Source organism: Oceanibaculum indicum P24, from assembly GCF_000299935.1.
Lineage (GTDB): Bacteria > Pseudomonadota > Alphaproteobacteria > Oceanibaculales > Oceanibaculaceae > Oceanibaculum > Oceanibaculum indicum.
The window spans coordinates 154,755-170,175 of sequence record NZ_AMRL01000003.1 but is presented as its reverse complement, the minus strand read 5'-3'; the positions used below and the strand labels follow the sequence as shown (position 1 = coordinate 170,175).

The window sequence follows — 15,421 nt, the reverse complement described above, 5'->3', positions numbered from 1 at the left end:
CTCCCAGAGGCACAGCGCCGGCAGAATGCCAGCGCCGCAGAAGAAGGATCAGCATGATCGACGTTATTGCCGCCGCCCAGATTCAGGATGCCCGGCTGCTCGCCCTCGCCACGCACTGGCAGGACGCGCTGGAAGATAGCGGCACGCCGCCTTCCTTCGAGCAGCTGCAGCCCAGGCTGGGGCCGGATCTGCTGAACATTCACTGGCTGGTGGAGGAGCAGGGGCATCCCCGCCGGTTCCGCTACCTCAGCATCGGCGAGCATGTGAAGGTGGCCTATGGTGGCAGCATCGTCGGGCGCTATCTCGACGAGCTGGTAAAACGCTCCGCCCAACCCCGCGTCATGGGCTATTTCGATACCGCGATTTCCCGTCCTGCCGTGGTCCATATTGCGGGGCGCGTCTATGCCGAGGCAACCCGCCCGGCCAGCGGCGAGCGGTTGCTGCTGCCGATTGCGGATGAAAAGACAGGCCGCGTCAGCCGGATATTGGGGGCGACTACCCACTCATGGGTGTCGCCGAACAACCCGTCCGGGCCGGTGCCGATCCGCCAGGTGCGGACCTATATCCCGCTCGACGGCACGGACTCCTGGAGCGAGACCAGCCTCTAGCCGCCGTTCCCGCTCCCCAGCGTCTTTTCCGCCAGATAGCGGAATTCGGCATCCAGCTCGCGCGGCGTCACATCGACGCCCTGGCCCAGCCTGCCGGCGATGATCTCCATGGCGGCCAGGCGCGAGAAGGGTTTGTCGTTGGACGGGATGACATGCCAGGGTGCGGCCTCGGTGGATGTCTTCTCCACCATCTCCTCGATGGCGGTGCGGTAGCCGTCCCACAGGGCGTGGTTGCGGAAATCCTCGTAGCTCAGCTTCCAGCGCTTCAGCGGGTTTTCCATCCGGTCGCGGAAGCGCTTCGCCTGTTCCTCGCGGCTGATGTGCAGGAACAGCTTCACCAGCCGCACGCCATCATCGACCAGCATGCGCTCGAAGGCGTTGATCTCCTCATAGGCGCGCTGCCAGGCCGGCTCCGGTGTCAGATTCTCGACCCGCTCCACCAGCACCCTTCCGTACCAGGACCGGTCGAACACGGTGATCTGGCCATGCAGCGGCAGCCTTTCCCAGAAACGCTGCAGGTAATGCTGGCGCGCCTCGATGGCGTTCGGGGCGGCGGTGGAATGGACCTTGAAGCTGCGTGGGTCGAAGGTCCAGCCCAGCCGGCGCACCAGCCCGCCCTTGCCGGCGGTGTCCCAGCCTTCCAGCACGACAACGGCGCGTTCCCGGCTGCCCAGATAGGCCTGCTGAAGGCGTTGCAGCGTTTCCTGCAGCGGCTTGATCCGCTTCTCGAAGGCCGCGTCGCTGACGTGATGGTCGTTCGCCAGCCGGTCCAGATCCGGCCTGCCGCGGATCAGGAAACCGCCGGCCTCCGGCTTGTCCTTTTTCTTGCTCATGGCTGTTCCAGCTCTGCTCCGGTCAGGGCGCCATGGTAACGCGTTCACTACATCTAGTGTGAATCTTTGATGAAGCCGCAATTTGATGCGGACATAACTGCTGCAGCGCGATATGATTCTTGCGGAAACGGAACGAAGGATGGATGGCCCATGCTTCCCTTGCCGGTAACAGCGGATCGTGCAGTCCCCCTCATGCTATCGAGGCGGAACAGGCCGGTTTCGCTATCGCCCGCAAGCCCGCTCGCCAGCCTTCCCAGAATGATCGATCTCCTGTGCCTCCCATTGGGAGGCATTTTCGTTTCCGGCTTTACCCGACATATCCCGTCTCTTACCTGAGGAGCTTGCAGTATGGCCAAGCGTTCCGCCCGTCAGGCACAGGTCCGCGAATCCCGAACCCGAGAAGCGAATGTAAGGGCACTCTTCCCTGGGGCGCCAGGCTGGCACCCGCTGGATGAAGGCTATGACGAGGCCAGCCGTGAGCAGCGTTACGTGAAGACGGTGCGCCCGATGGGCGAGAACCAGCAGTCGCTGATGGCGGCGATGGAGACGAAGCACATGGTGGTGGCGGTCGGGCCGGCCGGCACCGGCAAGACCTACCTCGCCATTGCCAAGGCGGTGGAGGCTTTCGAGCAGGGCAAGGTGGCGCGCATCCTGCTGACCCGCCCGGCGGTCGAGGCCGGCGAGAGCCTGGGCTATCTGCCAGGCAGCCTGGAGGACAAGCTGGCGCCGTATCTGCGCCCGCTCTACGACGCGCTGAACGAACGTCTGGGCGGCAAGCGACTGAAGACGCTGATGACCGATGGCTCCATCGAGATCGCGCCGGTCGCCTATATGCGCGGGCGCACGCTGAACAACGCCTTCATCGTCATCGACGAGGCGCAGAACTGCACCTATGGCCAGATCAAGATGCTGCTGACGCGGCTGGGCTGGAATTCCACCATGGTGCTGACCGGCGATCCGGACCAGACCGACCTGCTGCCGGAACTGTCGGGCCTTGCCGAGATTTCCCGCCGGCTGGAGGCGCTGGACGATGTCGCCGTTGTGCGCCTTCGCGAGCAGGACATTGTGCGCCATCCGCTAGTCGCCAGCATGCTGACGGTGCTGTAACCCCCACTTGCCGGCCTGATCCGCCTCGCCTAGTCTTCGCGTCCAAATCACAGGACGGGAGATAGGGCGATGGCGGAGAAGGTTGCGCTGGTTACGGCGGCGGGGCGCGGCATCGGGGCGGCGATTGCGACGGAACTGGCCGCACAGGGCTATAAGCCCGTGCTGCTGTCGCCCGGCGAGGCGGTGCTGGACCTGGCCGAAAAGCTGGGTGGCAAGGCGATCCGCGGCAGCGTGACCGAACCCGCCGATCTTGAGGCGCTGGTTGCCCTGGCGATGGAAAGCTATGGCCGCATCGACGTGCTGGTGAACAATACCGGCCATGCGCCGAAGGGGCCGCTGCTCGATATCAGCGATGCCGACTGGCACAAGGGCTTCGACATGGTGCTGCTGAACGTCATCCGCATGGCGCGGCTGGTGACGCCGATCATGCAGAATCAGGGCAAGGGCGCCATCGTCAACATCTCCTCCTACGCCGCGCTGGAGCCGGAGGCGGACTTCCCGATGAGCACGCTGCGCGCCGCGCTGAGTGCCTGGAGCAAGCTCTACGCCGACGAACATGCCGCCCTTGGCATCCGCATGAACTGCGTGCTGCCGGGCTTTGTGGACAGCCTGCCGGAAAAGGATGCGCGCCGTGCCCGCATCCCGATGCAGCGCTATGCCCATGCCTCGGAGATCGCCACCGCGACCGCCTTCCTGCTGTCGGACGGTGCCAGCTACATCACCGGGCAGAGCCTGCGCGTCGATGGCGGCGTGACCCGCTTCGTCTGACGCCGGGTCAGCGCAGCGCGCCGAACAGCACGAGGCAGATGGCGGTGGCGGCGATGATGCCGGCCAGATCGGCGGACAAGGCCGCTGCCAGCGTGTGGCGCAGCCGGCGGATATTCACCGCGCCGAAATAGACCGCCAGCACATAGAAGGTGGTCTCGGTCGAGCCCTGCAGGGTGGAGACGAGATAGCCGGTATAGCTGTCCGGCCCGATGGCGGGGTCGTTGATGATCGACGCCATGATGCCATAGGCGCCGGAACCGGAGAGCGGACGCAGCAGCGCCATCGGCAGCGCCTCCGGCGGCAGGCCGACCAGGTTGGTGATGGCGCCCAGCGGCGTGATCAGCATCTCCAGCGCGCCACTGGCCCGGAACATGGCGACCGCAACCAGGATTGCCACCAGATAGGGGATGATGCGGACCGCGACCTGGAAGCCGTCCTTGGCACCTTCCACGAATACCTCGTAGATCTTCACCCGCTTGATGGCGCCGAAGCCCAGCAGCAGCACCATCAGGCCGGGGATGATCCAGGGTGCTATGGTCCGGCCATGCAGGATGGTGACCGGCACCATGGCGAGGATGATGCCCAGCGCCAGCGCCGACACCCAGGCGGGATAGCCCTCACCCGCTGGGGCGTCGCTTTCCGGCAGTGGCACCGACACCGTTTCGGCCTCCGTTTTTTCTGGCGTGATCTGCAGATCGGCGGGATTGGCGCTCCAATAACGTTGCAGCAGCTTCGCCATGACGATGGCCACCGTGGTGGAGCAGATGGTGGCGAACAGGGTGGTCGGCAGGATGCCGGCGGGGTCGGTCGAGCCGGCCGCCGCGCGGATGGCGATGACGCCGGTCGGCAGCAGCGTGATGGAGGAGGTGTTGATCGCCAGGAACAGCGCCATCGCGTTGGTTGCCGTGCCCTTGTATGGGTTCAGCCTGTCCAGCTCCTGCATGGCGCGGATGCCGAACGGCGTGGCGGCATTGCCGAGGCCCAGCACGTTGGCCGAGAAATTCATGATCATGGCACCCATCGCCGGATGATCCGCCGGCACCTCGGGGAACAGCCGCACCATCAGCGGGCGCAGCAGCCGCGCCACGATGGTCAGCAGGCCGCCGGCCTCCGCCACCTTCATCAGTCCCAGGAACAGTGCCATCACGCCGATCAGGCCGAGGGCCAGCGTCACCGAGCCCTCGGCGGCCTTGATCATGCCCGCCCCCAGCAGCTCCATCGGCGACTGCCCGTCTCCGCTCCAGGCGAACTGCCGCATCGCGGCTACGAGGAAGGCAATCATCACGATGGCGAGGAAGATGATGTTCACGGGGCGCGTCCTGGTTTTGCCAAAGCCGGGTCCAATCTATAGGCTGGCGGCGAATATGGAACAGGCCGGTTGCGGCATCAGAGAGGCAGGCAATGAAGTTCGCGGATCAGATGGCGATTAAGCTGCTGGCCCATGCGGTCAACCAGCTCGGCACGGCAACGACGGAGGCGCTGTGCGCCACGCCGGACCGCCGCATGGTGCGCCTGATGGTCGAGCGCGTGAAGGGCGACCTCGACAGCTTCCTGGAGCATTACGATGAGATCGAGCCGGCGGACGAGAAGCAGGGTTAGGCGCTGACGGTTTTCCTCATATGTCATTCCCGGCCTTGTGCCGGGAATCCAGGGTTCAGCTTACTCGGGCGGGCATCCAGCAGGCGGAAGCCTGGCCCCCCGCAACAAGTGCGGGGGTGACGGTTGGAGGGTGATGGCAAGGATAGAGCGAAATAGTCACAGCCGGATCACCGCTTCAGATAGGCTCCGTTCACGCAGTTGCGCAGCTCACCGTCGCGCAGGAAGGCGATGGCTGTCTCTACCGCCTTGCGGCGGGCATCAGTCTGGCTCTCGATGCTGTACCAGGCGGCATGCGGGGTGACGACGAGGCGGCCCCTGATCCAGTCCGGCTGGTCATGGAAATCGCGCATCAGCGGATGATCGGCTTCCGGCGGTTCCTTCGGCAGTACGTCGAGGCCGGCGGCGGCGATGCGGTTCTCCTTCAGTGCTGCGTGCAGCGCGCCGAGGTCGATCAGCGCGCCCCGCGCCGTATTCACCAGCACGGCTTCGGGCTTCATGGCGGCCAGCGCCGCCGCATCGATGATGTGCCGCGTTTCCTCGGTCAGCGGCGCGTGCAGGCTGACGATATCGGCTTTGCCCAGCATGTCATGCAGGTCGGCCATCCTGGTGACGCCCAGCGCGATCTCCTGCCCCCAGGCGAGGCCGGGGTCGTAGGCCATCACCTCCAGCCCGAAGGCCTTGGCGCGCAGGGCCGTTGCCGTGCCGATGCGGCCGAGCCCGACAATGCCCAGTTTCTGGCCGCGGATGCGGCGGATGGTGGTGGCCGGGCCGCTCCAGTCGAAGCCGGCCACCGGGTCGGTGCGGATGCGGTCATTATACTGCACGATGTTCCGGCGCAGCGTCAGCATCAGGGCGATGGCGTGGTCCGCCACCTCGCTGGTGCCATAGTCGGGCACGTTGCAGACCGGGATGCCGGCTGCGCCCGTCGCCTTCAGCTCGACATGGTCGAAGCCGGCACCGCAGCGCACGATGATACGGCATTTCTTCAGCTTCGGCACCAGCGCCGGGGTGATCGGGCATTCGTGCCACAGCAGGATGGCCTCGGCCTGTTCCCATTCGGCATCGGGGATGGCCTCGGCGCCGCGCTCGCGCAGGGTGACGAGGTTCAGCTGGCCGGCTGCGGCCTCGCGCTCGACCAGCGCGTCGTCATGATACTGGGCGTCCGGCGTCAGGGTACGGAAGGGTGCGGTCATGGGTTCATCCTGAGACTGGGGGTCAGACGAGATATTCGGTGCCGGCATCGACATTCAGGCTCTGTCCGGTGACGTGCCGTCCGGCGTCGGAGCAGAGATAGAGCGCCATGCTGGCCACATCGGTCGCGGTCACGAATTCCTTCAGCGAGATCGGTGCCAGCATCTCGGCGCGCATCTCCTCCTCGCCGATGCCGCGCGCCTTGGCCTTGGCGGTCAGCACTTTCTCGATGCGCGGACCAGCGACCGAGCCGGGCAGGATGGCGTTCACCCGGATGCCGTACTCTCCAAGCTCGACCGACAGGGTGCGGGTGACACCGACCACACCCCATTTCGTCGCCGAATAGGGGCTGCGCATCGGGAAGGCGAAACGCCCGGCGGCGGAGGCCAGGTTCACGATGGAACCGCCGCCGGATTGCTTGAGGGCCGGCACGGCGCGGCGGGTGAAGAAGAACAGCCCGTTCAGATTCACATCCAGGGTGCGCTGCCACTCGTCCGGGTCGATCTCCTCGATGGGGCCGGTCGGTCCGGCGATGCCGGCATTGTTGATGAGGATGTCGAGGCCGTTCAGCTCCTTCAGCGCGGTGTCCATGAACTTGTCCACCTGCGCCCGGTCGGCGACGTCCACCACTATGCCGAAGCTGCCGGGCAGGGCGGCGATGGTCTCGTCCAGCGCCGTCTCGTCGATATCGCAGAGGAACAGCCGGGCGCCGGCCTGGTGGAACAGCTCGGCGATCCGCCTGCCGATGCCGCCGCCCGCCGCCGTGACGATGGCGTTGCGCCCGTTGAGGCTAAGATGCATGGGCTTCCTCCGCTGATCTTCTTGATTGGGGTCAAGATGTATCAGGGGAAGCGGATAGGGGGGAAGGGGAGCGTACTTACCGGCGGAAATATTTACAGCCGGTCAGGGTCGATCTGGTCCTTAGGGTCGCCATCCTTGCCGCCGACCATCAGCCCGCCGGCGATGAAGGCACCGGTCAGCAGCAGCGCGGTGACGGTCGCCAGCGTGCTCCAGGCGGCACCAAATTCCTGGCCGATCCAGACCACGCCGAACCAGAAGGCGAAGAAGGAGGCGACGGCGGCCAGCAGCATGAAGCCCAGCCGAAGCGCCAGATTGCCGATGCGCCGGGCCGACATCACCTCGCCGATGGCGGCGCGCAGTGCTGTATCGCGCAGCGCCTCGGCGATTTCCTGCTGCGCCAGCTTGCGCCAGTCGCGGTAGGACATGCCGCCGGCCTTCTCGCCGCCATCCTTGCGGCTCTCGATGGCGTCGCGCAGATGATCGACGATCTCCGCCGCCCGCTCGTCATGCGACATGTCGGCGCGCGGCTTCTTCGGGCGCGGGGCTTCCCGCGCCGGGGCGATCTTCAGCGGCGGCATGGGCACATGCCGGGGCGGACGGCCTGCCGGCGCGCCGCTTCGATAGGGAGATTGCGACATGTCTGCTCTGGCACCTGTTGCGTATCGGCTCATGTTCTGAGCCAAGCAAGGATCGCGCCAGACAATAGCGGATGCGGGGTGCGGCGTCGATCCTGCCGCCGTTTCAGCGTGCGGCCTTAGCGGACCACTTCAAGGCGGCGGTCGAAGGCGGCAAGAATTTCCTCCAGCGTGGAAGCGCGCTTCAGCTGCTGCTTGCCGCTGACCAGGAGATAGTCCACCGGGCGCTGCGGCCCTTTGTTGCATTTCAGGATGGCGAAGATCGGGCGTTCGTGGGTATGGCGGAAGATCGAGAAACTGGCGACCTGGCCGTCATGGTCGATGGCATAATCGCGCCATTCGCCCGAGGCGACGCGGCGGCTGTACACATCCAGTATCCTGCCCAGCTCGTACCGGCTGAAATAGGTGCCTCGGCGCTGTTTGCGATAGTCGGCCAGGTGGACGAACTGGTTCATAAGGCGGTCTCGGCACCTGTTCCGTCTGGGGATGATGTAACAGTTTTGCCAAATTTGCCGGCAGCGTAAAGGCCTAGGCTGTATCGACAGTCAGGTTTGGGCGCGGCGCGTGTCGAATTTTGATCCTGAACAGGCGCGAACCGCGCCGTGGTGCCGTCCACCACAAGCGGGGCGCAACGCATTCAGGGACAAAATTCGCCGCGTTTCGGAGAAATATTGCGCAAATCGCCCATTTTGGCGTCGCCAAAGCTTAGAAGGGGACGACCCTTCCTGCGCTTTGACTCCTGAAACTGAACGATTTGCGCTCAATACCGCGATCCAACCCTGACTGTCGATACAACCTAAGGCATGCGAACTCGCCGGTGCGGCACCGCTTCGCATTGCATTGCCGGGGCGCGGAGGCTACCTTACGCCGCTTTCGGACCGATCCGGTCCTCCCGTTAGCGAGAAGCTTGCCCGTGGCCGATATTTTTCGCGAAATCGACGAGGAACTTCGTCAGGACAATCTGAAGCGCGTCTGGTCGCGCTACCGGTACCTGATCGTGGGCGGCGTGGCGGCGCTGCTGCTGGGAACCGCCGGCTATGTCGGCTGGAAGGAATACCAGTCCCGCCAGCAGGCCGAAGCGGCGCAGAGCTATGCGGCGGCGGTGGCCCTCGTCGGTGAGCAGAATGACCAGGCGGCAGACCGGTTTGCCGCCTTGGCGCAGTCGGGCGGCTCCGGCTATGCCGCACTGGCTCGGCTGGAGCAGGCGGGCCTGCTGTGGCAGCAGGAAAAGCGCGCGGAGGCAATTGCATCCCTGGACGCGCTGGCCGGCGATGCCGCCGCTCCCCAGTCGCTGCGCGACCTGGCGCTGGTGCTGGGTGGTCAGCGCCGGCTGGAAGCGGGCGAGGCTGCCGCCGTGAAGGCGCACCTGGCGACCCTGGTCGAGGGCACCAGCCCCTGGCGCCATCTGGCGCGCGAACTGACGGCACTGGCGGCGGAATCCCAGGGCAACCGGGCGGAGGCACGCGCGCTGCTGCGCCAGGTGACCGACGATCTGGAAGCGCCGCAGGCTGCCCGCGCCCGCGCCGCCGAGCTGCTTCAGGCCCTGCCAGAATAGTCCCCAGATGACCAGATTTCGCGCCCTGACCCGCTGGACCCTGTCGGTTTCCGTTGCTGTCGCCTTTTCGGGCGCGCTTGCCGGCTGCGGCTGGTTTGGCACCAAGGAAGCGCCACCGCTGCCGGGCGAGCGCATGGCCGTGCTGCTGTTCGACAGCGAGCTGAAGGCCGATCCCCAGGTCGCCGAACTGGCGGTCCGCCTGCCGCGCCCGGTCGTCAATCCGGACTGGGCCATGGCCGGTGGGCGGTCCAATCACGCCATGCATCATCTGGCGCTTGGCGATGCGCCGGGCGTGGTCTGGCGCGCCGATGCCGGCGAAGGCTCCGGCGACGAAGCCGTGCTGATCGCGCCGCCCATCGTGGCAGCCGGCAAGGTCTTCACCATTGATGCCGAGGGCATGGTCAGCGCCTTCGATGCCCGGAACGGCAACCGGCTGTGGCAGGTCGAGACCGCGCCGGAGGGCGAGGACAGCGCCGTGGTCGGCGGCGGGCTGGGCTATGCCAATGGCCGGGTCTATGTCGGCAGTGGCTATGCTCAGGTGCTGGCGCTTTCGGCGGAGAATGGCGAACAGGTCTGGCGATCCAACATGCCGGCCCCGGTTCGTGCCGCGCCGAGCGTCTCGGACGGCCGGGTCTTCGTCATCACGCTGGACAATCAGATGATTGCGCTGAGCGCGGAAACCGGTGAGCGGCTGTGGGGCCATGCCGGCATCTCCGAGGTGGCGGGTCTTGTCGGCGGCGCCAGCCCGGCTGTGGAGCGCGACGTGGTCATCGCGCCTTTCTCCTCCGGTGAGATCTTCGCGCTGCGGGCGGAAAATGGCCGCCTGCTGTGGACCGACAATCTGACCGCCGTGCGCCGGGTCGATGCGATTTCCAGCCTGGCCGATATCCGCGGCCTGCCGGTGATCGACCGCGAGATCGTGCTGGCGATCAGCCATAGCGGCCGTATGGCAGCGGTTGACCGCCGGATTGGCGCGCGCCTGTGGGAAAAGGATATTGGCGGCACCCAGATGCCGTGGGTCGCGGGCGATTATGTGTTCGTCATCAGCAACGATGCCGAACTGGTGGCGCTGACCCGCAAGGAGGGTTTTATCCGCTGGATCACCCGGCTGCCGCGCTTCGAGGATGAGGAGGACCGGGAAGATCCGATCTTCTGGTCCGGGCCGGTGCTGGCCGGTGACAGGTTGATCGTCGCCGGTTCGCACGGCGAGGCGATCTCGGTCTCGCCCTATACCGGCGAGGTCCTTGGCCGCTTCGACCTGCCGGATGGTGTCTCAGTGACGCCGGTGGTTGCGGACAATACGCTGTACATCCTCACCGACGACGCCGAATTGCTGGCGTTGCGCTGAGCCCGACAAACATCAGGTTGGGACAGGTCATTTGAGCGACATGACTCGCTTTACCATTGCCATTGTCGGCCGGCCGAACGTCGGAAAATCGACTCTGTTCAACCGGCTGGCCGGCAAGCAGCTGGCCATCGTCGAGGACACGCCCGGCGTGACCCGCGACTGGCGCGAGGCTGCAGGCCAGCTCGGGCCGCTGCGCTTCCGGCTGATCGACACGGCCGGCTATGAGGACAGCTACGATGACAGCCTGCCCGCCCGGATGCGCCAGCAGACCGAGCGTGCCATTGAGGAGGCCGACCTCACCCTCATGGTGGTTGATGCGCGCGCCGGGCTGACGCCGCTGGACGAGACCTTCGCGCGGCTGCTGCGCAAGGGCAGCCGGCCGGTCGTGCTGGTTGCCAACAAATGCGAGGGCAGGGCGGGTGAACCCGGCCTGCTGGAGGCCTATGCGCTGGGGCTGGGCGACCCGATCCCGTTTTCCGCGCAGCATGGCATCGGCCTGTCCGACCTGTATGACGCCATCGTCGAACACATGCCGGAGGAAGAGCCGGAGGACGAGGAGCAGCCGCAGACGGAACCAGGGCTGACGGTGACCGGTGAGGATGGCGAGGAGGTGCTGGACGGCGACTTGCTGCCGGATGACGCGCCCCGGATCATCCAGATGGCGATTGTTGGCCGGCCGAATGCCGGCAAATCGACGCTGGTCAACCGGCTGCTGGGCGTGGAGCGCATGCTGACCGGTCCTGAGGCCGGCATCACCCGCGACGCCATCGCCACTGACTGGGAATATGAGGGGCGGCCGGTGCGGCTGGTCGATACCGCCGGCATGCGCCGCAAGGCACGGATTGACGAGAAGCTGGAGCAGTTGTCCGTGCAGGATACGCTGCGCTCCATCCGCTATGCCCATGTCGTGGTGCTGATGCTGGATGCCGAGCTGGGCATGGACAAGCAGGACCTGACCATCGCCCGCATGGTGGAGGAGGAGGGGCGCGCCCTCGTCATCGCCTTCAACAAGTGGGATGCGGTTGCCGACAAGGAAACCGCGCTGGCCGACCTGCGCGACCGGCTGGAGACGTCGCTCAGCCAGGTGAAGGGTGTGCCGGTGGTGACGCTGTCGGCGCTGAAGGGGCGCAACCTTGACCGGCTGATGGCCGCCGTCTTCCAGGTGTACGACACCTGGAACCGCCGTATCTCCACCGCGCAGCTGAACCGCTGGCTGGCCGGCCTGCTGGAAATGCATCCGCCGCCGCTGGTCGCCGGACGCCGGCTGAAGCTGCGCTACATGACGCAGATCAAGACCAGGCCGCCGACCTTCGCGATCTGGGCCAGCCGTCCGGAGGAACTGCCAGGCAGCTACCAGCGATATCTGGTGAACGGGCTGCGGCAGGATTTCGACATGCCGGGCGTGCCGGTGCGCGTGTATCTGCGCAAGGGCCGCAATCCCTACGCCGGGAAGAAGAAGTAACGCCTACTGCCGCTGCTCGCGCTGGAACTGCCGCCAGCGCCGCACATTGGCGTTGTGCTCGTCCAGCGTGCGGGCGAAGGCATGGCCGCCGCTGCCATCCGCCACGAAGTAGTATTCGTCGCTGGAAATCGGATTGAGGACCGCGCGCAGCGAGTCGCGACCGGGGTTGCAGATCGGCGCCGGCGGCAGCCCGTCGCGGGTATAGGTGTTGTAGGGGTGGTCCTTCTGCAGATCGACGCGCAGCAACGGCCGTTCCAGCACCCCCAGCCCATCGCTGAGACCGTAGATCACCGTCGGGTCGGATTGCAGCCGCATGCCCTTGCGCAGCCGGTTCACGAAGACGGCGGCGACGCGCGGGCGTTCTGCCGGGATCGCGGTCTCCCGCTCGACGATGGAGGCCAGCACCAGCGCTTCCTCCTTGGTGTCGAAGGGCAGGTCGGGCGCGCGCTGTTCCCACAGCCGGTCAAGCGTCTCGCGCATGGCATTGCGCATGCGGCGGAGAATTTCCGACCGCTCGTCACCATAGGAGAAATGATAGGTCTCGGGCAGCAGGCTGCCTTCCGGCGGCAGGTCGGCGGGATTCCCGTCCAGCCCTTCAACGGCGGCCAGCTGGCTGGCGATCTGGCGCACGGTCAGCCCTTCGGCGATGGTCAGGCGCCGCACCACGGTCTCGCCGCTCTGCAGCAGCGCCATCACCTCACGCGGGCTGATGCCGGGCTTGAAGGCGTATTCGCCGGCCTTCAGTGAGCCGGCAGTCCCCTTGATCTTCACCGCCACCATGAACAGTTCGGGATGCCGCAGGATGCCGGCCTGCTCCAGCCGACGGGCGATCGTCTCGACACCGCTGCCGCGCGGGATCACCAGCGCGGTCTGCGCCTGCAGCGGTCCGGGACGGGTGAACTGGGCATAGCCCCACGCGACCAGCCCGCCGCCGGCCAGCAGGCCCAGCAGCAGGAAGGTCAGCAGGCCGGAAATCAGGCGTCCCATCGGACGCCCGCTCAGGCAACCGAGGTGAAGATCAGCGAGGCGTTGGTGCCGCCGAACCCGAAGGAGTTGGAGAGGGCCGCGCGGACCTTCTTCTCCTTCGCCTTGTGCGGCACGAGGTCGATGCCCTGGCAGCTCTCGGACGGGTTGTCCAGGTTCAGCGTCGGCGGCACCAGGCTGTTGCGCATCGCCTGGATGCAGAAGATCGCCTCAACGCTGCCGGCAGCACCCAGCAGATGCCCGATGGCCGACTTGGTGGAGGACATGGAAATCGACTTCGCGGCATCGCCGAACAGCCGCTTTACGGCGCCCAGCTCGATCTCGTCACCCAGCGGCGTCGAGGTGCCGTGGGCGTTCACATAATCGATATCCTCGGGCGACATGCTGGCGCTGCGCAGGGCCGCGCGCATGGAGCGGAAGCCGCCATTGCCGTCATCCGCAGGGGCAGTGATGTGGTGGGCATCGCCCGACATGCCATAGCCGACGATCTCGGCATAGATCGTCGCGCCGCGCTTCTTGGCGTGCTCATATTCTTCCAGCACCACGACGCCGGCGCCTTCGCCCATGACGAAGCCGTCGCGGCCTTCGTCCCACGGGCGGGAGGCCTTTTCCGGCGTATCGTTATAGCTGGTGGAGAGCGCGCGGGCCGCCGCGAAGCCGGCAATGCCGATGCGGCTGACCGCGGCTTCCGCGCCGCCGGCAACCATCACGTCAGCATCGCCATGCATGATGAGGCGGGAGGCATCGCCGATTGCATGCGCGCCGGTCGAGCAGGCCGTCACCGGCGCATGGTTCGGACCGCGGAAGCCGTATTTGATCGAGACATGACCGGAGGCCAGGTTGATCAGCGCCGCCGGGATGAAGAACGGGGTGATCCGGCGCGGCCCCTGCTCCTTCAGCGTGATGGAGCCATTATAGATGGTCTCCAGCCCGCCGATGCCGGAGCCGATCATGACGCCGATACGCTCGCGTTCCTCGTCGCTGTCCGGGGTTAGGCCCGAATCAGCCACCGCCTGATCGGCCGCCGCCACCGCATAGACGATGAAGCGGTCCATCTTGCGCTGGTCTTTGGTGGACACCCACTCGTCGGCGGTGAACTTGCCTTCCGATGCGGGGCCGTCCGGCACCTGGCCGGCGATCTTCGCCGGCAGGTCCGAGACATCGAAATGCTGTACGCCAGTAATTCCGGATTGTCCGGCAACGAGGCGATCCCAGGTAGCGTTGACACCGCAACCCAGCGGTGTGACCAGACCCATCCCGGTGACGACGACACGTCTCATGCTCTGTACCGCTGTTCGTTACGTGAATCCGTGCATCCTGCGTACAGCACCGACAGGACAGCGACGCTTAGGAAGCGTTCTTCTCGATGAAGGTGATCGCGTCCTTCACGGTCTGGATCTTCTCCGCCGCGTCGTCCGGGATCTCGCAGCCGAACTCTTCCTCGAACGCCATCACCAGCTCGACGGTGTCTAGGCTGTCGGCGCCCAGATCGTCGATGAAGCTGGCATCCTCGGTAACCTTCGCCTCATCCACACCCAGGTGTTCGACGACGATCTTCTTCACCCGCTCGGCGACATCGCTCATGATTAGCAGTCCCTTGATTTATATTGAAAAAAACCTGTTTACCGAAGGCGCCGCCTGTGGCCGATACTTCCCTCGGACGGCAAGGTGGGGTTCTCTATCACACTTTGTTTTTTCAGGCCAGCCTTCGACAAATGCAACATGAAACCGCTTTTCGCAGCGGTTTCATACCCTAATAAGGGCCATTACAGCATCGCCATGCCGCCATTCACATGAATGGTGTGGCCGGTGACGTAGGCGGCCTCCTCACTTGCCAGATAGACGACCGAGGCGGCGATATCTTCCGGTGTGCCCAGCCGGCCGGCGGGAATCCGCTCCGACAGCTTGGCGCGCTGCTCTTCCGACAAGGCATCGGTCATGGCGGTGGCGATGAAGCCGGGGGCGACAATGTTTACCGTGATGCCGCGCGCCGCGACTTCGGCGGCCAGCGCCTTGGAGAAGCCGATCATGCCGGCCTTGGATGCGGCGTAGTTGGTCTGTCCCGGATTGCCTGTGGCGCCGACCACGGAGGATATGCCGACGATCCGGCCCCAGCGCTTCTTCATCATGCCGCGCAGGGCTGCGCGGGCCAGGCGCATGCCGGCGGTCAGGTTGACGTCCAGCACGGTCTGCCAGTCCTCGTCCTTCATGCGCAGCAGCAGGCCGTCGCGGGTCAGCCCGGCATTGTTCACCAGGATGTCCAGCCCGCCGGCCTGTTCCTCGACGGTCTTGATCAGCGCCTCGGTGGCGGCCGTGTCGGTGAGGTTCGCCGGGGTGACGACGGCGCGCTCACCCAGCTCGCCCGCCAGTTCCTCCAGCGGGCCGGTGCGGGTGCCGCTTAGCGCCACCGTGGCGCCCTGGGCGTGCAGGGCACGCGCGATGGCGCCGCCGATGCCGCCCGACGCGCCGGTGACAAGCGCGACCTTTCCCGTCAAATCGAACATGCGATACTCCCTATCCTTATAAAGCC

General features: G+C 65.9%; 17 protein-coding genes. 7 read left to right on the top strand and 10 right to left on the bottom strand.

Features of this window, described 5'->3' with window-relative positions:
• The first annotated feature begins 53 nt into the window (after window positions 1-53).
• On the top strand, window positions 54-608 hold the full coding sequence (locus P24_RS04205; protein ID WP_008943458.1) for a PAS domain-containing protein: 555 nt from the start codon (window positions 54-56) through the stop codon (window positions 606-608).
• Here the strand turns inward: P24_RS04205 and P24_RS04200 are convergent.
• Entirely contained in the window at window positions 605-1,441 is an 837-nt protein-coding gene (locus P24_RS04200) for a polyphosphate kinase 2 family protein (protein ID WP_008943457.1), read from the bottom strand. The genes P24_RS04205 and P24_RS04200 overlap by 4 nt on opposite strands.
• A 348-nt stretch (window positions 1,442-1,789) precedes the next feature.
• On the opposite strand from P24_RS04200, the gene P24_RS04195 reads away from it, so the two are divergent.
• Together P24_RS04195 and P24_RS04190 are read left to right on the top strand one after the other, a co-directional pair.
• On the top strand, window positions 1,790-2,548 hold the full coding sequence (locus tag P24_RS04195; protein WP_008943456.1) for a PhoH family protein: 759 nt from the start codon (window positions 1,790-1,792) through the stop codon (window positions 2,546-2,548).
• 69 nt (window positions 2,549-2,617) lie between these two features.
• Complete coding sequence (locus tag P24_RS04190) at window positions 2,618-3,316, top strand: SDR family oxidoreductase (protein ID WP_008943455.1); 699 nt, start codon at window positions 2,618-2,620, stop codon at window positions 3,314-3,316.
• A 7-nt stretch (window positions 3,317-3,323) separates the two neighbouring features.
• On the opposite strand, the gene P24_RS04185 is transcribed toward P24_RS04190, so the two are convergent.
• Window positions 3,324-4,625 (bottom strand): nucleoside recognition domain-containing protein, encoded by a 1,302-nt coding sequence (locus tag P24_RS04185; protein ID WP_008943454.1) that lies wholly within the window; start codon window positions 4,623-4,625, stop codon window positions 3,324-3,326.
• 92 nt (window positions 4,626-4,717) lie between these two features.
• Between P24_RS04185 and P24_RS04180 the strand changes: the two genes are divergently transcribed.
• A complete protein-coding gene (locus P24_RS04180) occupies window positions 4,718-4,915 on the top strand; it encodes a hypothetical protein (protein ID WP_008943453.1) in 198 nt (65 codons plus the stop codon).
• A gap of 167 nt (window positions 4,916-5,082) precedes the next feature.
• Here P24_RS04180 and P24_RS04175 read toward each other — a convergent pair whose 3' ends face one another.
• The 4 genes from P24_RS04175 to P24_RS04160 form a co-directional block, all read right to left on the bottom strand.
• Window positions 5,083-6,108: a C-terminal binding protein gene (locus P24_RS04175; protein WP_008943452.1), complete on the bottom strand. Its 1,026-nt coding sequence runs from the start codon at window positions 6,106-6,108 to the stop codon at window positions 5,083-5,085.
• Window positions 6,109-6,130: 22 nt separating this feature from the next.
• A complete protein-coding gene (locus P24_RS04170; RefSeq protein ID WP_008943451.1) occupies window positions 6,131-6,907 on the bottom strand; it encodes an SDR family oxidoreductase in 777 nt (258 codons plus the stop codon).
• A 92-nt stretch (window positions 6,908-6,999) separates the two neighbouring features.
• Window positions 7,000-7,485, bottom strand: a complete 486-nt coding sequence (locus P24_RS04165) for a hypothetical protein (protein ID WP_008943450.1) — start codon at window positions 7,483-7,485, stop codon at window positions 7,000-7,002.
• Window positions 7,486-7,661: 176 nt separating this feature from the next.
• Window positions 7,662-7,997, bottom strand: a complete 336-nt coding sequence (locus tag P24_RS04160) for a DUF2794 domain-containing protein (RefSeq protein ID WP_008943449.1) — start codon at window positions 7,995-7,997, stop codon at window positions 7,662-7,664.
• 458 nt (window positions 7,998-8,455) lie between these two features.
• On the opposite strand from P24_RS04160, the gene P24_RS04155 reads away from it, so the two are divergent.
• From P24_RS04155 to der, 3 genes are read left to right on the top strand one after another with little or no spacing between them, the layout of a single operon-like run.
• On the top strand, window positions 8,456-9,097 hold the full coding sequence (locus tag P24_RS04155; RefSeq protein ID WP_008943448.1) for a tetratricopeptide repeat protein: 642 nt from the start codon (window positions 8,456-8,458) through the stop codon (window positions 9,095-9,097).
• A gap of 7 nt (window positions 9,098-9,104) precedes the next feature.
• Complete coding sequence (locus P24_RS04150; protein ID WP_008943447.1) at window positions 9,105-10,445, top strand: outer membrane protein assembly factor BamB family protein; 1,341 nt, start codon at window positions 9,105-9,107, stop codon at window positions 10,443-10,445.
• Window positions 10,446-10,485: 40 nt separating this feature from the next.
• A complete protein-coding gene (gene der / locus P24_RS04145) occupies window positions 10,486-11,907 on the top strand; it encodes a ribosome biogenesis GTPase Der (protein WP_008943446.1) in 1,422 nt (473 codons plus the stop codon).
• A 3-nt stretch (window positions 11,908-11,910) separates the two neighbouring features.
• Here the strand turns inward: der and mltG are convergent, their stop codons facing one another.
• The 4 genes from mltG to fabG all read right to left on the bottom strand — a co-directional run bounded on the left by mltG (window position 11,911) and on the right by fabG (window position 15,395).
• Complete coding sequence (mltG, locus tag P24_RS04140) at window positions 11,911-12,894, bottom strand: endolytic transglycosylase MltG (protein ID WP_008943445.1); 984 nt, start codon at window positions 12,892-12,894, stop codon at window positions 11,911-11,913.
• A gap of 11 nt (window positions 12,895-12,905) precedes the next feature.
• Window positions 12,906-14,171, bottom strand: a complete 1,266-nt coding sequence (fabF, locus tag P24_RS04135) for a beta-ketoacyl-ACP synthase II (protein ID WP_008943444.1) — start codon at window positions 14,169-14,171, stop codon at window positions 12,906-12,908.
• 67 nt (window positions 14,172-14,238) lie between these two features.
• Entirely contained in the window at window positions 14,239-14,475 is a 237-nt protein-coding gene (locus tag P24_RS04130) for an acyl carrier protein (protein ID WP_008943443.1), read from the bottom strand.
• 182 nt (window positions 14,476-14,657) lie between these two features.
• Window positions 14,658-15,395 (bottom strand): 3-oxoacyl-[acyl-carrier-protein] reductase, encoded by a 738-nt coding sequence (gene fabG / locus P24_RS04125; protein WP_008943442.1) that lies wholly within the window; start codon window positions 15,393-15,395, stop codon window positions 14,658-14,660.
• Between the last annotated feature and the right edge of the window lie 26 nt (window positions 15,396-15,421).